The organism is Paenibacillus sp. RC84 (assembly GCF_041260495.1).
Classification (GTDB): Bacteria; Bacillota; Bacilli; order Paenibacillales; family NBRC-103111; genus Paenibacillus_F.
On record NZ_JBGBYL010000010.1, the window covers coordinates 246,123 to 267,472 of the forward strand.

Below are 21,350 nucleotides of genomic sequence, written 5' to 3' on the forward strand. Positions count from 1 at the left end.
TAACATTATTCTAGTTCCTCAAAACTGGCTTTTTAGCGACGAGCTTCTCACTTCCGAGACTTTAGCTTATTTTTCACGATTTGCACATCGAATAATCCTCACGATTAACAAAACAAATAACCATGTACGAGCAGTTGAACTAAGGTAGAATGATTCAAGCCATTTATAAACATGACGAATCGCCTGGTAGGTGCACCTCCGAGCCAGTAAGCAAGATAATGAACAACCGATGTAATTTGTACCACCTGTACACTTTCAGGAAAATTTCGCTTGCTTAACTATTCGTTGCAAAAAGTACAAGCCGGAGCAGAGCGCTCCGGCTTTAATCATTTTATTATTCTATCGGCGAAGCCCGATGATGGTCACGATCTCATGAGGCGCACCTGTTCTGTCAACCGATCGAGGATATTTTTAAGTGTACCCATGCCCAAGCCACATGAATACCCTATTCTATACTTCTGTGAAGGGAATGAGGAAACTCCATGTATTACGCCGGAAATAGGTTTCCATATCCATACTACGTTAACGCACCCGTGTATAACTATGCCAGACAGCCTGTGTACCGGGCTATTCCACATGAATTAGAGAATGCAGACCGATTGGGTCATCGGCAACCTTCGAACATGAACGGCAAAACCGAGTTGAAAGATTATGGAAGAACACCGTTTGTCGTGAATATTAGCGAGGCTGCAAAGCAAAACAATACTTATCGCACTGCCATATGGACAGGAGATCATTTACAAGTCACGGTAATGAGTATCAACCCCGGAGAAGACATCGGTTTAGAAGTTCATCCCACAACGGACCAATTCTTGCGTATTGAACAGGGTCAAGGTCTCGTTCAAATGGGTGATACCAAAGATCATTTAAATTTCCAAAAAAGAGTTTATGATGAATACGCGATCATGGTACCCGCCGGTAAATGGCACAATGTAACCAATACGGGCCATACACCGCTTAAGCTTTATTCTATTTATGCGCCGCCCGAGCATCCGTTCGGTACGATTCATAGAACGAAAGCGGACGCAATAGCTGCCGAATAAAAACCATATACCCGCAGACATCCTCCATTAAGGTAACAGGCTCCGTAACAGACCCTTCTTTGAGGACAAAAATAAAATCGGGCAGACTCCGGCCTTAACAGCCGCAGTCTGCCCGATTTGTTTGATTGATCTTCTAACGGCGAAGCCCGATTGTCACGATCTCATGAGGCGCGACAGACACGCGGATAGCGCCGTTCTCCGCAGAGATCTCCTCCCCTGCTTCCTCCATGATGCTGCTCTTGTAGAAGCCGCTGTGAGGAAGCGAGGTCCGCACAGGCAGCTCCGCCTGCTGCGGGCTCATGTTGAACCAGCGGAGCAGGATGTCTCCCGACTCCTCGTTCATTTTAAGCGAGGAGAAGGCCAGCTCCCGGCTCTCCCATTGGACAGGCGCGTAGACAGGCTTAACGGCGCCTGTATGCACGCCGGTCTGGCTGAGAGTCCATGGGATCTGGAACTGGTACGCCTGCGCATAAGCGCCGGAGGCGATGCCGTCTCCGCTGTGCGGGATCAGCATCAGGCGGACTATGTGTTCGCCCAGGCACTGTGCCTCCGGTGTCGGGAACAGTCCCCAGTCGCCGAGCTCTCCGACCGCACGGAGCAGCGTCACGGCGATGGTGTTGCGCCCGTCGCGCAGCACTTCGTACTCGCTCAGGCCGAGGTTGGCGACCGTCAGCCCGGCCTGAGCCTCGCTCACATCGACAAACGCCTGCTGATGCTGCGTGTTGCTCGGGTTTTCCCACTCAGCCGCAGGCTCGTTGTCCCGGCGGGCGATTTCGAAGACGGAGTCGGCCGCATGAGAGCTTGCCTGAAGGTCCGTCGGGAACAGCGCGCGGATACGGTGATCCTTCGCCTGATTGTTGAAGGAGACGGACAGCTCCACGCCCTTGCCTCCGCGGTCCAAGCTGACGACGGTGCGGATGACCATCGGCACGGTTTCGGCGGAACGCTGGGCTTTGCGGTGCGGGAAATAGACGATTTCCCGCTGCTCCCGGTCCAGCGTCTCGTCGGCGGACACGGGAATCTCCCACTCGTGGACGATTTCCACGGAAGCGCGGAAAGCCGTGTCTTCCAGCACGCGGACCTGTGCCGGAAGACCTTTCGTGGTCAACGCGGTTTCGCCTTCCGGCTGCTTGTACATGTACTCGTTGCCGATGTCTCCGGTGTTCTCGTACACGCCGAGGTCGCGGTACGTCCGTCCGTTTGCTTTGTCGGTCAGCGCAAACGATCCGTCCTGCGCGATCTCGACTTTGAGGCTCTCGTTCTCCAGCACGCGTTCGCCTGCGAACAAGGAAGCAGGCGCGGACGGCGCCTTATCGCTGCGCACCCACGCGTAGGTCTGGAGTCCGAGCGCCGGAACGTTGCGCGCTTCGAACGTCAGTTTCACCTTGCGGCACGAATACGGCTGGCGGAACTGGTCGTCCGGCAGGTCGTAGCCGAACAGGAGTCCAAGGTCCTCCACCGTGCACGGGATGACCTTGCCTTCCGCGTCGACGAGCACGCGGCCCGACAGGTCCACGTTCTTCATGCGGCTTGCCGTTTCTTCCAGGGAATAGCCTTCCCGGAAGTACAGACGCGCCGCATCAAGCTCGATGGAGACGGTGCCGGTGCGTTCCCAGCCTGTCGTGTTGAACACGACGACCGGAAGCGCATCCTCGCCGAATCCCGCGAACACGCTCGTGTCGACCGCTTCGGCGATGGCACGCTTGCTGTCGTCCACGATGGATTCCGCCACGTGGCGGCTCTTCTCGAACCGCGTCACCATTTCGCGGTGCACTTCGTCCACGCTGCAGCCGCAGATGCTGTCATGCGGGTGGTTCTGCATCAGCGTTTTCCAGGCATACGTAAACAGATGATGCGGGTACTGCTCTCCGAGCAGATGCGCGAAGGAAGCGAGCGGCTCGGCTACTTTTTCAAGCAGCGCCTGGCCTTCCTGGTTCATCTGCTTCAAATAGACGCGGGCCGACGCCGTGTTGACGAGCGTAGACCAGCCGTCCGTACGCTGGCTGCGCAGCTCGCCCTTGACGGAGGACAGCTCGCGCTCCACGCTGTCGCCCAGCGCCTCCAGATAAGCCGCGAAGTTCGAATGGACGAACTCCGTGTCCGGGTACAGCTTCCGCGCCGTTTCGATCGCTTCGGGCAGGTCGAGCTGGATCGGCTGATGGTCGCAGCCGTTCATGAACAACAGCTCGCCCGTGGACGCGTACTTCTCGGCGTCCGCAAGCTTGCGGGCCCAGTACGCCTTCGCTTCCTCTTCTCCCGCCGGCACTTCGTTGCCGTTGGAGTACCAGTTCGCGAACAGGACGCCAAGCACCTTGGAGCCGTCCGTTCCTTCCCAGATCAGCTCCGAGAACGACGATTCGTATCCGGAATCCGATACGGTGTTGTTAAAGCCGGTCGGCTTCACGCCGCGTCCGAAGAACGCGTTGCGGATGCCCGCCTGCTGCAAAATCTGGGGCGCCTGCCCGTAAATGCCGAACGTATCCGGGAAATAGCCGATTTTGGATACCGGGCCGTACCGTTTGGCATCTTGATGCCCGATTTGCATGTTCCGCACGTTCGCCTCGGGGCTGGTCAGAAAAGCATCCTGCAGAATGTACCAGGGGCCGATAAAAATACGTCCTTCGCGGATGTATTTCTCCAGGCGCTCTTTCTGCTCCGGGCGGACCTGCAAATAGTCTTCGAGAATGATGGTCTGGCCGTCGAGATAAAAGCTTTTGTACTCGGGTCCCGCATCCAATTTATCCAGCAGCGTATCGACCAGCTTGACTAGCCGGACGTGGTGCTTTTCGTAAGGCAGGTACCACTCGCGGTCCCAATGCGTATGGGAAATGATGTGCGCCGTTCTTTTTTTGCTCATGATCTTTCGCCTCCTGGCCTTTCTTTGTCGTGGTGCCGTTTGTTTGCAGATCTTCTATTGAAAAAAGGGCCGGAGAGCTCCGCATCCGAGCGGCGTGTTCTCCAGCATGAATTGTCGTTAGTTAAAAGGGTCTGCCTGACGGGTTAAGGATAACGCAGGTACGTGCAGACGTACCCGAACACGTACCCTTACGCTCCCTCGCGTTTTACTCGTTACCTACGCGAATTTGAACCTCATCCGGCCGGTAAACGGCGAGAAGCTTGCCTGCCGAATCGGCGGCGAACAAGACGGACCGCTCTTTCTCCAGCAGGAAGGAGTAGACCGCGCCGGTCTCCGTGTCCTTCACTTCTACAGGGGCATCCCAGGCGAATTCGGAAACGAATACGAAGAGCGAGCCTTCCTTGAAGCTGATTTTGCGGCCGTACACGCCCGGCAGATTACCCCCGCGGCGCCATTCCAGACCGCTCTCGCAGCCCGCCGCCTCAAGAGCATACCGGTAGAGTTCGGCGACGGCTTCGGTTCTCTCGTTAAGCTCGACAGGCAGCGGGCTCCAGATCAGGCGGCCCTTGCCGAGCGGGATATCCACAACAGCGTCGCCTTGCGGGCTGTCAGCTTTTTGTCCCGTTACACCACCGGTTCCGGTTCCCGCGCCGATGCCGCCTCCTTGTCCGGAGTCGTTCAGGCGGATTTCCTTGACGGTTTCCGCAATGCGTCTCTGCCCGAATGAAACCGGCTGAATGGAGCCGCCGATGCTCAGCATTTCTTCCCGGCGCACGTTGGCGAGCTTGCCGCCGCCAAGCACATCGTCCAGGCGGGGCGTCTCTCTCCAGTACGCGTCGATGCCCAGCGGACCTGTCGCAAGCAGAACGGCTCCCGTACGTTTTACAAACTCCACGAGCTCCGCCATCGCTTGATCGTCCACGTTATGGGCGCTCGGCAGCAGGATCAGCTTGACCGGACCCTGCTCCAGCGCATCCAGGTGATACTCCGAAGCCGCCCGGAAAGGCTGATTAAGCTGGTAAGCCAGCACACGCGTCAGCCGGGTAGTGGCATCGAACGCCAGCTTCCGGTTCGAAAAATCGTTCGAATACGGGAAAACGGCGACGATATCTTCCAGTTTCCGTTCCCGGAACAAATCGCGGATACCGGCCATAAACGTTCCGAAGTCATAGGAAACGTCCGCTTCCGGCTTCTCCGTGCCGTCTGCCCGGAGAGCCCCGATATGCGATTCGTTGGCATTATCCATATAAAAGTTCGTGTTCCAGATCCAGTGGACCGCCCCTGCGCCGCCTGTCGCGAACGCGTAAGCATACTTGCGCTCCAGAAGGTTCCGCAGCTCCGTCTCGGTCCGTTTCGCCCGGCCGTCCGGCGTTTCCACGTACATGATGCCGGTTTCCTGGACGAGATTCGGCTTATGCGCCGTTTTGGCGAAAATGCCGTCCCAGAGAAGCTGATCGTTCAGCCACCAGGAATGCACGGTCGTATAGTCGACGGCTTCTTCGTAGAAGAACGGCGACGGTCTCTGGGCTCCGAGCGCTTCGTCCTGCCCGACCGTCACGAGATGATCCGGGCACTGCTCTTTGATCGTCTCGTAGAGCTCATTGGCCCAGCGGTTGTGCATGTCCATGGAGAACAGGCAGTAGTCCAGCCAGCGGGTCCCTTTCTTGCCGCGGTGCATATCCTGCACATCGAAATTGATTTCCTCGGCTTCCGGTACGGCAGCCGCCGCAAAATCCGGAAGCTGCTCCGGAGACATGTTCCACCGCTCCTGAAGCGCTTCGATAGAGCCGTGCCGCTCGCGGAGCCACTGGATAAAGGCCGCTTTCTCAAAAGGATCGCGGCAGGAGCGCGGGCCGTCGGAGAAGATTTTTTCCGGCTCGAACATGGACGGCTCGTTGATCAGATCCCAATCCACGTTCTTCGTATTCCGGTGGCGCGAAACGATAGAGCGGATAAACCGCTTCTGCGCTTCCACGCTCTGCGGATCGAGGTAAGGATTGACCCCTTCCCACGTTTCCGGCGTGAAGGAGAAAAACGTAAACGTGACCTGCAAGCCGTGCTTCTTGGCCGTCATCAGGAACGCGTCGATCGCCCGAAGCACATCCTCCGACACATGGCCGTCCACCTGCATAATATTGCGGTAAGCGGTCCAGATGCCTGTGCGGATCCAATTGATGCCCGCGCGGGCCATCTGGGCCATATCGCGGTCCCATACCGCCGCGTTAGGCAGGAACAGGAACTTGCGGGCCACGTCGGAAGTCATGTAGGTCATGCCGACGACCGGCAGCGGTCTGCCGTCTTGGATGAAGTAGTCGCGGTCCCGGCCGATCGGCTGGCCTTCCGCCAGCATCTTGGCGTCCAGGCCCCAGAACCCTTGGCGCAGGATGCGGATCTCGCCGCGCGCCGATTCGGCCCGGCATTCCACCCGGTACAGTCCGCTTCGCATGTCGAGCGGGACCGGGATACGGACGAGGCCGAATTCGCCGGTTACCTCCTGCTGCAGCTCACACGTCCACCGATCGGAGGTGCTCTCGTGCTCCACGGTGATGGAGAACGTCCAGTCCTCCGTCCGTTTCGCACGACTGTCCGCGCAAGCGCGCGTCATCCGCTGGGTCTGCAGGGTAAGCTGCGGACGCTCGCCTGCTTCGTAGGAAGCGTAATTCGGCTTCAGCCACAGCTCGGTCACGCCTGCCGCGCAGAATTCCGTCCACTGCTTGAGCGCCGCGGCGCCGCCCTGCTCCCAGAACTGCGCGCGGAGCGGCTGGTTCACGAACAGCCAGCGCGAGCCTTCGAACTTGCCGCGCGAGTTTTCCCACAGCACGACGGGGGCCGACACTTCGCGGCCTTCCGCGGTAATCCCTTTGAGCAGCGGATAAATCTGCGTGCTCATCGGTCCGGCGGAGCCCATCTGGTGCGGGAGATCGCTTGTTTTGGTCACGTGCGGCACGAGATTCCACGTGTCCGTCACGCTGAACAGCGATTCTTGCCCCGCCAGCAGCGGTACCGTGTCCGAAGCGGACAGTTCCGCCGCGGAAGAAGCGTCCACGCGAAGCGCCTCGTGGATGTGCAGCTCCTGGTGGTAAGCCGTCTGCTCGGCTTCCACGTGCCATTCGCCGCCCTCGCGGCGCACCGGATGCTTGAACGGCGCGCCGCCGACGGAGATCAGGCTTCCGCCTCTCGACAGGAAGCCGAGAATGGCCGACCACGCCGCCTTCGGGAAATACGGCGCGTGCAGGTTCACGAAGCAGCCGCCGGCCGCTTCGTTCAGGGATTCGGCCAAGCCGTCTGCGCTGACGAAGTTACCGATACCCGCCAGGGTATCGGTCTGGAGCGCGGCGCCGGCAGCGTCCGTTAAGCCCGCGGCGGAGTCCGGCTGCCGAACCTCTTCCTTCATGACCGGCACGGTCTGCCGGCCTGTTTTCACGTTTGCTTGTTCTGCGGTGCTTATCGGAAACGACGGATCATAGAAAAGAACGACCGGCTGATTCACGCTCATAGCAGTCCGTCCTTAATCGCCCGGTAAACGAGCTGGGAGAACAGGCTGTTCGACCACGCGAACCAGGTTCTGGTGAACGTGTTCGGATCATCGGCATGGAAGCCCTCGTGCATAAAGCCCGTATCCGCGTCGGTCGCTTCCAGCATCGCGATCATCTCCAGCTTCTCCTCGGCCGTTGTGGCGGTCAGTCCCTGCATGGACAAGGCCATGTGCCAGATATAGCCCGGAGGGGTGTGCGGGCTTCCGATTCCTTTTGCCGCGGTCCCTTCGTAGTAGAACGGATTTTCTTTGCTGAGGGCGAAGCGTCTCGTGTTCTGGTAGATAGGATCGTCCGCATTCACATACCCGAGGTACGGAATGGACATGAGTCCCGGCGTACCCGCATCGTCCATCAGGCAGTAGTTACCGAAGCCGTCCGTCTCGTATGCGTAGATCGGCCCGAATTCAGGGTGGCGGTAAATGCCGTACAGTTGAATCCCGTGGTCGATATCGGCTTCAAGGTCTTTCAGCTCTTTCAGGAACTCCATATCGCGGAAAACCCATTCGGCGAATTCCTGCATATGGCGAAGCGCCACCACGGCGAACATATTGGCCGGAATGTTGTAATGAAAGTCGCAGGCGTCGTCGCTGGAACGGAAGCCGGACCAGACCATGCCCGTATAATTGACCGGCATCCCCAGGCCGCTGTTGCGGAGCGAATCGGTCGGAATCCCGTTGTCGCGCGTGAAGCGGTAAGGAGATTGTTCGAAGTGGCGCTGCTCGGTTTTGAACAGCTCGACGATTTTGCGCATCGCGCCTTTAAAGCCCGCATCGAAAATGTCCGTCCGTTCGGTTTCCTTCCAGTACGCGTAGGCCAGACGCATCGAGAAGCAGAGCGAATCGAGCTCGAATTTGCGCTCCCACACCCATGGGGACATGTCCGTAATGTCGGTGGTGTTCCAGTGCCAGTCGTTGGCGGATTCGTTGAACGCGTTCGCATACGGGTCGATATGGATGTAAGCGATATGGCGCTTGATCAGACCGCCGATAATACGCTGCAAATCCTTGTCTTCTTTGGCAAAAGGCACATATTGGATCACCTGCTCGACCGAATCTCGCAGCCAGGAGGCCGGGATGTCTCCGGTAATGACGAAGGTGGTGCCGTCATCCAGCAGTTTCGTCGTCGTTTCCAGCGTGTTCGGGAAACAGTTTTTGAACAGCTGAAGAAGCTTCGGGCGGTGCGCCAGCTTCACTTCGGCTTCCTTCAATACTTCCTGAATGGCCTGCGGGAGCTCCAGCTTAGGCATCGGAATTTTGGGCAGTCTGAATTGTTCCATGGCTTCGGTTCCTCCAATAATTTCCCAGTTTGTCTGCTAGTTTACTCGATTTATCACGTTTCTTATATGTGTAGGTTTTGACCCGGTATGTCGCTTCTGCTCTTAAGCTGCGAAAAGCGGCACCGGGCGGGCGTTCCGCTCTCCATGCAGGAGCGGCCCCGCAGGCTGCAGGGCCGTTATGCACTGCGCTCGGCCTATTCTTTTACGGCGCCGATCGTCAGGCCTTGAATGAAGTAACGCTGGAAGAACGGATACGCGAGAATGATCGGTCCGGTCGCCAGGACGACCATCGCCATCCGGGATGTATCCTGCGGCAGCGACTGCAGCACACCCATCCCGAGCGACGGGTTGTTCGTGTTCTGCAGCAGAAACTGCATGCTGTTCTCGATCCGCATCAGCATCGATTGGAGCGGAACCAGCTTCGGATCGTCGATGTACAGAAGCGCGTTGAACCAGTCGTTCCAGTAACCGAGCGTACTGAACAGGCCGATCGTCGCCATACCGGGCAGAGCCAGCGGCATGACGAGCTTGTAGAAGATCTGGAATTCGCCCGCGCCGTCGATTTTACCGGATTCGACAATCGCGTCCGGCACCGAGGTGCTGAAGAACGTCCGCATAATCATGATGTAGAAGGCGTTCCCCGCCAAGGGCAGAATGAGCGCCCAGAGCGAATCTTTCATGCCGAGCAGCTGGGTTACGACGATATACGTCGGTACCATACCGCCGTTGAACAGCATCGTGAAGAAAGCGAAAAATCCGAAGAAATTGCGGTATTTGAACGTTTTACGCGAAATGGCATAAGCGAACAGCGCCGTCATGATGACGGAGATAACGGTCCCGACAATTGTGACGAGAATCGTGACGCCGTACGAGCGGAGAAGCTGATCGCCCGCTTTGAACAAATAGCGGTAAGCCTCCAGGCTCCATTTTTCCGGGATAAGCTGATAGCCGTTGGCGGCCAGTGTCGTTTCATCCGTGAAGGAGATGATCGTAACGAACAGGAACGGAAAGACGCAGGCAAAAGCGAACAAGGCTGCAATCAAGTTAAAGACAACGTTCCAGACGGTTGGGAGCTGATGAAAATCGCGGCTTTTTTTTCTCGTTTGGGCTTGCACAACCAATTCCCCCTTTCACATGCTGATCTCTTAGAACAAGGCATTCTCTTTGTTGAATTTGCGTACGATGTAGTTCGAGGTAATGACGAGAATAAAGCCGACCAGGGACTGGTAAAGACCTGCGGCGGTACTCATGCCGATTTCACCGGTCGTTTTGAGGCCGCGGTATACATACGTGTCGATAACGTTCGTCACGGAGTAGAGCGTGCCCGAATCTCTCGGAACCTGATAGAAGAGACCGAAGTCGGCATAGAAAATGCGGCCGATCGCCAGCAGCGTCAGAATCGTCATCAGCGGCTTCAGCATCGGGATCGTAATGTGGATGATCTGCTGCCATTTGCTTGCGCCGTCGATCATGGCTGCTTCGTACAGGGATTTGTCGATCCCCATAATGGCGGCCAGGTAAACGACGCTGTTGTAGCCGACGGACTTCCACAGGAACACCAGGATGATGATCAGCGGCCAGTATGTCGGGTTGTTGTACCACTGGGTAGGATCTACGCCGAACATGGCGCCGACTTTATTCACGAGACCTTTGTCGAAGCTGAGGAAGCTGAATACGAAATAGCCGACGATGACCCAGGACAGAAAGTACGGGAGGAACATGCCGGTCTGATATATTTTGGCGAGCCGTTTATTGACGATTTCGGATAGAACGATAGCCAGCAGGACCGCAAGGACCAGGCCGACGATAATAAATACGGAGTTATACAGCAAAGTATTGCGCGTAATGATGTAAGCGTCGTTCGTACTGAACAGGAACTTGAAGTTTTGCAGGCCGACCCACTTGCTTTCGACTATGCTGGCCCAGAAGCCGTCCCGGCTGTACCGGTATTGTTTGAACGCAACGACCATACCTGCCATCGGCAGATAGGAGAAGAACAGGAACCAGATCGTGCCTGGCAGTACCATGAGAAGGAGTGCTTTGTTTTTGTTGATGTCTTTGAAGAAATTCGTAATCCTTGTCACACCCTATCACCCCTTTTGAGAAATAATTCGAAGCCGGTAACGCTTGTGAGCATAAAAAATCAGGCGAATGCGGGAAACATTCGCCTAATCCGATTCTGATTCTCTTACTTCTTGGAAGCTTTCCACTCGTCGATTTGACGCTGAGCTTCCGCCATAATTTTATCCAGGCCCGCAGCTTTCATTTTCTCGTTAGCTTGCGGCAGGTATTGATTCGGATCTACCGTACCGGTCATCAGTGAAGTCCAGAAAGCTTCCTTCACGTTCTGTACGGCGGCGATTTCAGTTGTCACTTTCGAAGTGTCGAAGTTAAAGCCGAGCAGCGGAGCCGGTTTGCCCGCATCGTTAAACTTCTTGAACTCGTCCCACTTGTTGGCAGGGTCTTCTTTGTTCAGGTACGTGATAATAACGCTGCCGAGCGAGAAGGTCGGCATGTCGTAGTTCTTCGCATCCGGAAGGTTTTCCATCACGTTGTCGCCGACTTTCTTGTAGTGCACGCCTTCGATACCGGAATCAACCATGTTGCGGAGCTTCGGATCGGTATTCAGCAGGTTCAGGAATTCCATCGCTTTCTCCGGATACTTGGAGTTGGCGGAGATCGCCTGCATGGAGCCCATTACGGACCAGTTGAAGATAGTGGACGGACCGGCCGGAGTCGATACAACCGGATAGCCGTAGCTTGCGGACCATTGGTTGTCGGCGAAAGGCTGGTTGGTCGCTTTGTCCGCGAACCATTTGCCCGTTGCTTGAACGTCGCTCAGCGAGTTCAGTGTAGCCGCTTCAGTCGGGATGTAGCCGGCTTTATAGTACTTGTTCATCGTTTGAAGCGCCTGTTTCATTTCAGGTGTATCAAAAACGTTAACGACTTTCAGATCCGTGCTGTCGAGCTTGACGGCCATCGGCATTTTTTCGATGACGTAGTCGTAAGGAACGTACAGACCGAAGTTTTTGTCCGCCGCCAGCGGGAATACGTTCGGTTCTTTTTCCTTGATCGTTTTGAGCAGCGGCTCCAGGCTTTCCAGCGTGTTCACGTTGGTGATATCCAGGTTGTACTTGTCGAGCAGCTGCTTGTTGAAGCGCCATACTTCCTGTGCCGGAAGCTCTTTGTTAGCCGGAATCCCGTAGTTGTGTCCGTCTACTTTGGAGCCTTCGAGGAACGCCGGGTCGAGAGCGTCTTTAATGCCTTTGCCTTGTTTATTCAAGAGGTCGTCGATCGCCAGGAATGCGCCTTTTCTTGCATTCTGGACATAATCGAATGCCCACGAAGAGGTGAACATGATATCGATCGGCTCACCGGAAGCGGCCATAACTTGCATCTTCTGCGAGTAGTCGCCGAAATCGATTTGTCTCATTTTGACGGTAACGCCGATTTTCTCTTTCGTGTACTTGCTGACTTCTTCCATGACGCGGTCCGTGTCTTTCTGCGGAGTCCCGATCGTGTACCAGATCAGTTCTACCGGCTTATCGGACGTTCCCTCGCCTTGTTTGCTGTCTTTGCCGCCGCAGGCGCTGAGCACCAGAGTAAACGTAAGCAGCATGGCAAGTACGACAGCCAGACTTTTCTTGCTTCTGTTCATGTGTGTATCCTCCCCTTTAATAAATCCGCCATCTCTGCACGAACAGGGCAGACGGCTTTTCTACGCGATCTTCTGCTCTATTCATTGTGCGGAACCGGGAAATGCCCTATGCATGGGGCTTTAGGCCGCTGTCCGCTTGCTTCGAGGACTATCTTTACTGTACGTGATGAAAGCAGTTTCAAATAGAAGAGAAATTAAAGTTATCGTGTCTAAAATAAAGAAAAGAGACCGCCCGCGGCCATCCGCTAGAGCAGTCCCTTGAAATCCGTAGGTGAGATTCCCACATATTTCTTAAATTGTTTGTAAAAGTAACCCGTTTCCCAGTAGCCCACATTCCGGGCGATTTCATGCACTTTCAGATGGGTCGTTTTCAGCTGTTCCTTCGCCTTCTCGATCCGGTATTTGTTGATGTATTCCGTAAAGGTTTCGCTTGTCTCCCTATGGAACAACTGGCCCAGATAGACGGGATGGATATTGTACAGCGCGCCCAGCGCTTTCAGCGAGAGCTCTTCCGCATACGATTCGTGGATGTAATTGAGCACCTGCTGGACAACCGGGCTCTTGATATCCCGGACCAGCGAATCGACCGTAAGCCCCGCCACGTCCTGGATGGCCTTGATCAGCTCGCGCAGGGTGCCCGCCTGCCGCACTTTCTCGAAACCTTCCTTGTACAGCTCGGTTTCCTCCACGTGCTTGATCTCTTTCAGCGCCATTTTGAAAAGAATAATGACTTCCATGGCGATATCCTGAATGTCCCCGGGGGTGACACCCTCCAGCGTCTGCATCTCCTCGAAATCCTCTTCGATGCGCAGGAGCAGCTTCTCCCGGTCTTTGGCCATGATCAGCTTCGTATATTCGCTCCAGTCAATCGGAAACTTAGCTTTTCCCGCATCTTTGCCCGAAGGCAGGTCGCTGTAGTCGATGAGGCCGTGCTCCGGGTAGAGCAGGAAATATTCCTGCGCCTTCTTCGCGTGCCGGTAGCCGAGCGGCGCCTGATCGGGGAGCGGCTGCACGCTTCCGATGGAAGTGCGGATGGGCTGGTACGTCGTGAGCCGGTCCAGCAGTTCTTCGATCGTGCCGATCATCTCGCGCTTGCCTTCTTCGGGATCGTCCATCACGAAAAGGATCACGAGGTCTCCGTCCACATCCCGGAACGGGATGATCGACTCGTTGTATTTCATCTGCCGCGAAATCAGCTCGAACACCTGGACGAAGTTCTCTTCGAGCCGCATAACCGCGGCGGCCATATACGGCTTGTCCATCTCGATGCCGAGCAGATCGGCCCGCTCCCTGTACTCGCCGGACGCAATCTGCCCCGTCAGCCAGCGGTGCATCATATTATCTTTCAAAATCTGTACGCCGTATTCGTTGAACAAGCGTTCGGATTTTGAAGCATTCAGCTTCTCCACCGTATTGTCCAGCGTCGCTTTCAGCTCGTCGAGATTAATCGGCTTCAGCAAATAATTTTCGATGCCGAGCCGGATGCATTCTTTCAAATACACAAAATCGTTAAACCCGCTGAGGACCACCACCTTCAGGTCGGGATGAAACTCCCGCGCCCCGCGGATCAGATCGAGCCCGTTCATAACCGGCATCGAAATGTCCGTGATCAGGAGATCCACCGGCGTTTTCTTCAACGCCTCCAGCGCCTCCCGGCCGTTCTCGGCCTGGCCCACAATTTCGAGCCCGAACGAGGACCAGTCTATGATATCGTAAAGCCCTTCGATAATGAACGGCTCGTCATCCACCAGAAATACTCTATACATGGGCCGCCTCCTGTCCCTCTGCGCCGGGATATCGGACGATTACCGTAGTGCCTTGTCCCGGCTCGCTGTGAAGTTCAATCCCGTACTCGCTCCCGTACTGCAGCTTCAGCCTTTCGTGAACGCTCCTCAGACCGAACGATTCGCCTTCCGTTTCCTCCCGGTCCAGCTTCTCCGTGATCTCGGCCAGCTTCTCTTCCGTCATGCCGTTGCCGTTATCCCGCACCCGGACCCGGACGAATCCGCCCTCTTCGCCGATCGTAATCGTCAGGCGGTTATCCTTGCGGTCGCTGCGGATTCCGTGAACGACGTAGTTCTCGATGATCGGCTGCAGGGACATTTTCAAAATCTGAACGTGCACCAAGTCCCGCTCCCACACGATTTCGTACGAAAAACGGTCCTTGTACCGGATACGGAAAAGCTCCAAATACATCCGGCACGCCTCGACTTCGTCCTTCATCGTATAAATCGTCTTCTGCTGCACGAAACTTTTGAATAGCACGGACAAGCTGTAAATCATCTCGCCGACATCGCTGGCCCCTTGGGACAGCGCCCTCATCCGGATCACCTCCAGCGTGTTATAGAGGAAGTGCGGATTGATCCGGGCCTGGAGCGCGGTCAGCTCGGTATGCTTCTGCTTGATCTCCGCCTTGTACACGCGGTCGATGTAGTTGTTCAGCTCGTCCAGCATATCGTTAAAGCTTTTGGAAATCTGCCCGAGCTCATCTTCGCGCGTATCGCGGATCCGGGCTTTCAGGTCCCCCCGCTTCACCCGCCGCGTGAACTGGATGATCCGGTTCGTCCGCTTTGCGAAGTTCATAATGAACAGCGACGGAATGAGGATCGCGAACAGAATAGCAATCGCGCTGACGAGCAGGATCGTATTGCGCAGGCCCCGGTAGGAAGCCGCAATCTCTTCCTTGGGGGCGGCCCCCATGACGATAAATCCGCCCCGGCTCTGCGTCAGTTTCGTCAAATACATGCCGTTTTGCAGCGTGCCCGTATCGTACAAACTGTTGATCCTGTCGGTGTAGGGGAACTTCTTCCCGTAGTATTGCCCGGAAGAATCAAACATCACATCCCCGTCGGGGGTCATGACGAAGATGGTCCCTTTCAAATCCGGCTTGTAGCTTTCGAGAGCCCGGACTATCCCGTCCGAATTGAAATAAAGAAGCAGCTGCCCGATATTTTTGAGCGAATATTTATCGTTAACCGGTACGCGGATGGAATACAGTCTGGGGTCCCACTGGTTCAGCGTCTTACGCATCCAGACGTTCGGCGGGGCAATCGTGCGGGTCTCCTGCGCCATAATGTCTGGAATGTAGGAACGCGAAGCGTTCGTGGAAATCAGCTTGCTCAGCCGGTTGGAATTGTACGTGTAGAGATACTGTTCCTCCGCGCTGTAGAGCATGAGATTCTGGATATCCGGGTCCGCGTCCAGCTTGTTCTGCAAATATTTCAGAACATCCGTCGAGAAATTCGTATCTTTATAGAACTGATCCAGCCGGTGCTCGGCATATTCCTGATAAGGATGCTGGAGAAAATACGACATGTTGGCCGACAGGGCGTCGTTCTGGTAAATGTCCGTGAGCAGCGACTGCACCCACTCGAATTTGCCGTTAACGTACGAGCTGACGCCTTCCATCGCCTTTTTCTGGTTGGCCAGCTCCCGCTGCACGATGGATTGGGACATGAAAGAAAACATCAAATACGAAAGCGTAATGATGGTCAGGATCGTGATCAGGGAAAACATCAGGATCATTTTCAGAAACAAGTTGTTTTTCAAATAGTTGCGGTAGATTCTCCTGACACCCATGCGGTCTGCCCTCCCTGAACGTTATCCGTCTCGATTATAGCATGCCGCCGCCTATACAACCTAACCGCCTTTGTCAGTTCCGTGGCGCGAAGCCCTATGCTTATATGGATAAAAAAAGAAAAAGACCACCTCGAAAGGCAGTCCTTTTGAATGTAGTTTCCGCCTCTTTCCAATAAGGAAGAAAGTTGATTGAGGCGGAATGATTAAGGCCGTTAACTTTTCTTGGCGGTCTGTGATGCTTGAATTACATGGATTTCGTCAGGGTGATGGATCTGTCCTGCTGGCCCCATTTAACGTCCCAGCCGAGCAGTTCCGTAATAAAGCGCAGCGGCAGAACGGTTCTGCCATCCGCATTGACGAATACTTTGGAACCGATGTTTTTCTTCATGCCGTTAAGCTCCATGAAGTCTTTGCCGATCCAGAACTGCATCTTGTCGCTCCCGGCCTTTACCCAGACGGACTGGGCTTCATTGTCCCAAGTCACTTCCGCGCCGATTCCTTCCGCCAGGTAACGCAGCGGGATGTAGCTCATGTCATTCCAGATGAACGGAGTCGTGTCCATCTTCGTTACAGTCCCGTTGATGTTCAGGTCATGGCTGCCGATTTGCATCCAGACCGTGGTCATGGACGGGTCCGCCTTCTCCTGGAACTTCTCGCCGTACTGCGTCACGATGGCACTCCCCAGAGCCTGGCCTACGCCGAACATCAGCTTGAAGCCTTCGCGGTCCGTTTTATAAGAAGCCTCGTAGTTGCCCGCCGCATATTCGTTCAGCACTTTCTGCACCTGACCTTCATGCTGGCGCAGCACATCCTGGGCGGCAGCGGCCGGAAGGTTGCCGGCGGTCGCCGTACCGAGGAAATTGGCAAACTCGGTCGTAAACCCGTAGATTCTCTTCTCCACGGCGGCTTTTGCGGCCTCGTCTTTGTTTTTGACGGCGGTCACATAGTCGCTTTGGGCGTTCACGTGGTTCGTGACCCAGATTTTCTCGAAGGCCATACCGCCTTCGGCGCCGTAGATCGAGCTGATCGCAGCTTTAAAATCGGCCGTATTTCCGCTTTCCGCCTTGATCAGCGCGTCGGAGTCCTTGCTGCCGTCGTACTGCTTCTGCATTTGCAGCGTAGACAGGGCCAGATGTTCGGCCGCGAGGTTGTTCAGGGCCGATCTTAAATCAGCCGCCGGCGTATCCGCCTTCGTGTTGTCGAACTTCTCCGGCATTTGCGTGGTGATAGCCGTGGACAACGCTTTGCTGATCGTGAACATTTCCTTGAAGCCTTCGCGGTACGCCGCGTACGCTCCCTGGTAATCGCCTGCGATATAGTCATCGAACGTTTCCTGAACCTGATCTTCGTGAAGACGGATCGCCTGCGCGGCAGCCTGCTTCGGAAGCTTGCCGGCGGTCGCTTTGTCCAGGAAGGCCGAGAATTCGTCCACGAAGCCCTGCACTTGTTGTTCCGCTTTCTTGCGGGCTTCCTGGTTGTTCATCTTGGTCGCTTTCACGAGATCGTCCGTGTACTTGTTGTGGGCCCGGAAAATCCGTTCGAACTCGGCCGCACCTTCTTTTCCGTAAAGGGAAGCAATCGCCGGCGTCATATCCAGCGCGTTCTGATCCAGCGCCTTGTACGCTTCGGCCGCATCTGCGGAGCCGTCGTACGCTTTCGTCATGGCGGTAACCGCCAGCGCGAAGTGTTCGGAGAGCAGGTGATCCAGGCTGGCCCTCAGATCGGCGGCCGGTGTGTTTACGGTAGGTTTCGGCGTGTTAACCACTGTAGCGGCGTTAGCTGCCACCGTTGGCATGAGGATGGACAAGCTCAGTGCCGGAAGAAGTAATTTTTTCATTTGCATGGACGTTCACTCCCTTGGTCTATGTGTTTTTCGCGTTTCCGTTTTTGGTTCTGCTTGTTCTTGTTTGGTCTTTACATAGGGTGTAACGCAAGGGAGTGAAGTTTGGATCACTGTTTTTTTAAAAAGTTTTTTGGGGAGACGGCCAAATTCTTTTTACTTTTATTGCCAATTGGAAAGTAAGAAGAGAATTGAACACTAGTAAATATTCCTCAAAATCTCTATATTGTCTGTTGCCAACATTGGAAACATCTCTTGCCCCAATAGAGATAATCGTACGGCTTGAACATTAAAAGTTAATGATGCTTCCCCTCTAAAATGTATTCGTCTCGATTTGCTTTCTCAATATTGCACCTAACATAGCAATCGTATATTGTTGTCTTCAGTGATATGGTTCATCAACTTAAACCATTAAACTGATTGTTGGAGGTATTACTGAATGAATAAACAGGACCAACTAAAAATAATCAAAGAAGATTTTATTAATTGTCAAAAAGTACTATTGGCAATTGGTGATGAAACACGTCAATCGATCTTGTTAGCTCTAATGGGGACGGATTGTCAAACAGGATTACGTGTGGGTGAAATCACTGAACAAACACATCTTTCTCGACCTGCTGTGTCCCATCATCTTAAGGTTTTACGGGAGGCCGGTGTTATTTTAATGCGCAAAGAAGGGACAAAAAACTTTTATTATATTAATGTACGTACAGAATTAGGTTTATTAAGAACGCTTGTGTTGGATATGGATAAGTTCATGCAGAACTTTTATTGAAAGGAAGGAATTTAAACAGACATTATTTGGAGGTATAGGCTATGAGAGCAATGGTTATTGATAGGTATGGAAAAGTTCCAATGCGTTTGGCAGAAATGCCCACACCTGAAATTGGTGAATATGAGGTACTCGCAGAAATTCATGCAGCTAGTATTAATCCTATTGATTTTAAGATACGCGATGGGAAAGTGAAATTGTTAGTTAAATATAAAATGCCTCTTATCTTAGGGAATGACTTTTCTGGTGTCGTTGCAAAGGTTGGCGCAAAAGTGACTCGTTTTAAAGTTGGTGACGAAATATATGCACGTCCACGTAAGAGTAAAATCGGTACTTTTGCTGAATATATCGCTATTCATGAAGATGACATCGCCTTAAAGCCTAAAAATTTGAGCTTTGAAGAAGCAGCATCGATCCCACTGGTTGGGTTAACCTCCTATCAAGCCCTAACAGACATTTTGCAATTACAAAAGGGACAAAAGGTTTTAATTCAAGCTGGGGCTGGTGGTGTCGGTACCTTTGCTATTCAACTAGCCAAATTAATGGGTGCCACTGTTGCAACGACTACGAGTGAAGCTGGTGCGAATTTAGTAAAATCTCTTGGTGCAGATGAAATTATAAATTACAAGACAGAAAAATTTGAAGAACTACTGAAAAACTATGATGCCGTATTTGATACACTTGGGGGCGAGATACTCGAAAAATCATTCAAAGTGATAAAAAGCGGAGGAAAAATTGTTTCCGTTTCGGGATTACCGAATGCTCGTTTTGGCAAAGAATATGGTTCCGGATTTTTTAAAACGTTGTTGTTTTCAGCAGCAAGTCATAAGCTTACTGCGCTTGAAAAACAGCATAATGTTCAATATACGTTTTTGTTTATGAAGCCAAGTGGAGAGCAATTACGTGTAATCGCAAACTTTATGGAGACTGGTAAAATCAAACCTATAATTGATAGAGTTTTTCCTTTTGAAGATGCTCAAAAAGCGATGGAATATGCAGAGTCTGGTAGGGCTAAAGGGAAAATAATATTAAAAATCAAATAGTTATGAAACGAAGCATAAAAATGTGCTGAATAGTGCTCCTTGAAAAAATCATTTAGTAGAACAAGAAAAACGACTGATGGCTTGACGCAGCAGCTTACGATTGATGGCGCAGCGGAACAGCGTTCGGCATTCGGCGGGCAGCCGCGGACGGAACAAGCATCGTCTGTGCGTAGCTTACGGCAAGAAGCGGCGGCGTATGCTTGAGCACGCCGATCCGCCGCCGCGCTCTCTATTTGCACTCGCGGGCTTCGTGCCCCTACGCAGCCCGGATGCACGTCTGCTCGTGCCCGTACGGAGCCTAGAGGCTCCGGTAGGTGCCGCCAGTACCGCGGAAGACGGACGGCGATACCGCCCGCCGAGCGCAAACAAAAAAGGGAAGGAGTCGGACTCCTTCCTTTTTGCCGCAGCCTTGCCCTGCCGCTGTGCGGCATCGCTCTTTTCCCGCCGTTAAATGAACAGATTCACCTTCGCCGGGGGAGTGAAGTTTAGATCACTGGTTTTTGAAATAAGTTTTTTGAATTGATTAGAATGGTTTTTGGATTTAACTTTAATTGCCATTTTTACAAGAAGTAAGCTATACTTTTTTGAACCTGACCATTTAAACCTAATGGAGGATACTGATGAATAGAAATAAATTAATCGCAATCCTATCGTTCTAGTTACGAGTAGCTTGTTCTATCCGTCATCAAGTCATGCTTATTATGGAAATGTCGATCTGAGGATTCTTACTGCTGAGCAGGGATATATGGTTGGAGGATCTTTCTCCGGCACAGACGGTATACCTGCATCATTAATTGCAGGTCTGCAATTATTTCATGATGGAGTTTATATGGGAGAGCATCAAGTCCAAACAATTGGTCAGAAAACGGCAGAAGATGAAATCGAACGAAAAAGACATCCTGCTCAAGGCGAATATTTCATGAAAACATGGCACAATTTTTATTATCGTGCTGGAGATGAGCGCTCAGAGTACCGCATTGGCAGTACAACTTGGAAATGATAAGTAACAGGAGGATAAAATGAATAAAAAAGTAATCATCGGAATTACCACCCTAGCTGCTGTGATCATATCTGGCACTGTTGTTTACGCCGCGAATACGACAACCGGATCGGTCTCCACCGATACGGCTCGTTCGTTTATCGAAAAATATCCGGCAGCGGTTGCCCCAGAGGCCTCTTCTAAACCCGTTCCTTATAAAGAATTTTCCGCCCCCAACGTGTATTCGAAATTAGAAAGCTCCTGGAACAGGGCCGTTCAGGCGCTTGATCAAAAGCCTTCTAAGGAAGCAAATCAAGACTCCAAACAGCCGGCCGCGTTCGCGCAAGATCAGTGGAATTTGATTGCGGGTCCCGATATTGAGGCTGAATTCGAAGGCAAGCTCAGCCGGAACGAAGCTTCCTCTTTCAATGAAGTTTTTATTACGGCGACTCGCGGGCTTAAACCCGGCGATCTCATGTATGCGCTGCTTCTGCACGACAACAAAGCGGAAGCTAAAGTCGTCTGGGAGCGGGCCAACGGGGATATTCATGTCTCGCATCTGCGGCAGTCCAAAGACCTCCACGGCAATGCCGTATGGTCGCTGCTCGGCAGCGAAGAGATCCCTTCCGGAGAGTGACGCCCGCCGCGCGCAAAAAAAGGGAAGGAGTCCGGCTCCTTCCCTTTTTGCCGCAGCCTTGCCCTGCGGCCGTGTTTCACACCGCGTGCAGTTCCCGGGCGCGCGATACGGCGGCACCGGGAGCTGCACG

Annotated in this window: 14 protein-coding genes; 5 read left to right on the top strand and 9 right to left on the bottom strand. The window is 53.6% G+C overall.

The window, feature by feature from the left end; genetic code table 11:
* The first annotated feature begins 482 nt into the window (after positions 1-482).
* Complete coding sequence (locus ABH899_RS22660; RefSeq protein WP_370000765.1) at positions 483-1,043, top strand: cupin domain-containing protein; 561 nt, start codon at positions 483-485, stop codon at positions 1,041-1,043.
* A 133-nt stretch (positions 1,044-1,176) separates the two neighbouring features.
* On the opposite strand, the gene ABH899_RS22665 is transcribed toward ABH899_RS22660, so the two are convergent.
* The 9 genes from ABH899_RS22665 to ABH899_RS22705 form a co-directional block, all read right to left on the bottom strand.
* A complete protein-coding gene (locus ABH899_RS22665; protein ID WP_370000767.1) occupies positions 1,177-3,900 on the bottom strand; it encodes an alpha-mannosidase in 2,724 nt (907 codons plus the stop codon).
* A 205-nt stretch (positions 3,901-4,105) separates the two neighbouring features.
* Positions 4,106-7,396, bottom strand: coding sequence for a beta-galactosidase (locus tag ABH899_RS22670; RefSeq protein WP_370000769.1), 3,291 nt, complete (start codon positions 7,394-7,396; stop codon positions 4,106-4,108).
* Positions 7,393-8,712 carry a glycoside hydrolase family 125 protein gene (locus ABH899_RS22675; RefSeq protein ID WP_370000771.1) on the bottom strand — a complete coding sequence of 440 codons (1,320 nt, stop codon included), beginning with the start codon at positions 8,710-8,712 and terminating at the stop codon, positions 7,393-7,395. The genes ABH899_RS22670 and ABH899_RS22675 overlap by 4 nt, the downstream gene beginning before the upstream one ends.
* A 194-nt stretch (positions 8,713-8,906) precedes the next feature.
* A complete protein-coding gene (locus ABH899_RS22680; RefSeq protein ID WP_009673528.1) occupies positions 8,907-9,827 on the bottom strand; it encodes a carbohydrate ABC transporter permease in 921 nt (306 codons plus the stop codon).
* Positions 9,828-9,857: 30 nt separating this feature from the next.
* On the bottom strand, positions 9,858-10,739 hold the full coding sequence (locus tag ABH899_RS22685) for an ABC transporter permease (protein WP_170318649.1): 882 nt from the start codon (positions 10,737-10,739) through the stop codon (positions 9,858-9,860).
* Between the two features lie 161 nt (positions 10,740-10,900).
* Positions 10,901-12,370: an ABC transporter substrate-binding protein gene (locus tag ABH899_RS22690; RefSeq protein ID WP_218231216.1), complete on the bottom strand. Its 1,470-nt coding sequence runs from the start codon at positions 12,368-12,370 to the stop codon at positions 10,901-10,903.
* A 245-nt stretch (positions 12,371-12,615) separates the two neighbouring features.
* On the bottom strand, positions 12,616-14,136 hold the full coding sequence (locus ABH899_RS22695; RefSeq protein WP_370000774.1) for a response regulator: 1,521 nt from the start codon (positions 14,134-14,136) through the stop codon (positions 12,616-12,618).
* Positions 14,129-15,949 (bottom strand): sensor histidine kinase, encoded by a 1,821-nt coding sequence (locus ABH899_RS22700; RefSeq protein WP_370000776.1) that lies wholly within the window; start codon positions 15,947-15,949, stop codon positions 14,129-14,131. Before ABH899_RS22700 ends, ABH899_RS22695 begins: the two co-directional genes overlap by 8 nt.
* 244 nt (positions 15,950-16,193) lie before the next feature.
* Positions 16,194-17,792 carry a copper amine oxidase N-terminal domain-containing protein gene (locus ABH899_RS22705; RefSeq protein ID WP_370000778.1) on the bottom strand — a complete coding sequence of 533 codons (1,599 nt, stop codon included), beginning with the start codon at positions 17,790-17,792 and terminating at the stop codon, positions 16,194-16,196.
* A gap of 436 nt (positions 17,793-18,228) precedes the next feature.
* On the opposite strand from ABH899_RS22705, the gene ABH899_RS22710 reads away from it, so the two are divergent.
* The 4 genes from ABH899_RS22710 to ABH899_RS22725 all read left to right on the top strand — a co-directional run bounded on the left by ABH899_RS22710 (position 18,229) and on the right by ABH899_RS22725 (position 21,220).
* On the top strand, positions 18,229-18,564 hold the full coding sequence (locus tag ABH899_RS22710) for an ArsR/SmtB family transcription factor (protein ID WP_370000780.1): 336 nt from the start codon (positions 18,229-18,231) through the stop codon (positions 18,562-18,564).
* A gap of 41 nt (positions 18,565-18,605) precedes the next feature.
* Entirely contained in the window at positions 18,606-19,604 is a 999-nt protein-coding gene (locus ABH899_RS22715) for an NADP-dependent oxidoreductase (protein ID WP_370000782.1), read from the top strand.
* 745 nt (positions 19,605-20,349) lie between these two features.
* Positions 20,350-20,604, top strand: coding sequence for a hypothetical protein (locus ABH899_RS22720; RefSeq protein ID WP_370000784.1), 255 nt, complete (start codon positions 20,350-20,352; stop codon positions 20,602-20,604).
* A gap of 19 nt (positions 20,605-20,623) precedes the next feature.
* Positions 20,624-21,220, top strand: coding sequence for a hypothetical protein (locus ABH899_RS22725; protein ID WP_370000786.1), 597 nt, complete (start codon positions 20,624-20,626; stop codon positions 21,218-21,220).
* Positions 21,221-21,350 lie beyond the last annotated feature (130 nt).

Bases quoted from the DNA above. Each gene is read 5' to 3' on its own strand.
- ABH899_RS22660 (WP_370000765.1), top strand. From the start codon at position 483: ATGTATTACGCCGGAAATAGGTTTCCATATCCATACTACGTTAACGCA.
- ABH899_RS22665 (WP_370000767.1), bottom strand. From the start codon at position 3,900: ATGAGCAAAAAAAGAACGGCGCACATCATTTCCCATACGCATTGGGAC.
- ABH899_RS22670 (WP_370000769.1), bottom strand. From the start codon at position 7,396: ATGAGCGTGAATCAGCCGGTCGTTCTTTTCTATGATCCGTCGTTTCCG.
- ABH899_RS22675 (WP_370000771.1), bottom strand. From the start codon at position 8,712: ATGGAACAATTCAGACTGCCCAAAATTCCGATGCCTAAGCTGGAGCTC.
- ABH899_RS22685 (WP_170318649.1), bottom strand. From the start codon at position 10,739: ATGGTACTGCCAGGCACGATCTGGTTCCTGTTCTTCTCCTATCTGCCG.
- ABH899_RS22690 (WP_218231216.1), bottom strand. From the start codon at position 12,370: ATGAACAGAAGCAAGAAAAGTCTGGCTGTCGTACTTGCCATGCTGCTT.
- ABH899_RS22695 (WP_370000774.1), bottom strand. From the start codon at position 14,136: ATGTATAGAGTATTTCTGGTGGATGACGAGCCGTTCATTATCGAAGGG.
- ABH899_RS22700 (WP_370000776.1), bottom strand. From the start codon at position 15,949: ATGGGTGTCAGGAGAATCTACCGCAACTATTTGAAAAACAACTTGTTT.
- ABH899_RS22705 (WP_370000778.1), bottom strand. From the start codon at position 17,792: ATGCAAATGAAAAAATTACTTCTTCCGGCACTGAGCTTGTCCATCCTC.
- ABH899_RS22710 (WP_370000780.1), top strand. From the start codon at position 18,229: ATGAATAAACAGGACCAACTAAAAATAATCAAAGAAGATTTTATTAAT.
- ABH899_RS22715 (WP_370000782.1), top strand. From the start codon at position 18,606: ATGAGAGCAATGGTTATTGATAGGTATGGAAAAGTTCCAATGCGTTTG.
- ABH899_RS22720 (WP_370000784.1), top strand. From the start codon at position 20,350: ATGGTTGGAGGATCTTTCTCCGGCACAGACGGTATACCTGCATCATTA.
- ABH899_RS22725 (WP_370000786.1), top strand. From the start codon at position 20,624: ATGAATAAAAAAGTAATCATCGGAATTACCACCCTAGCTGCTGTGATC.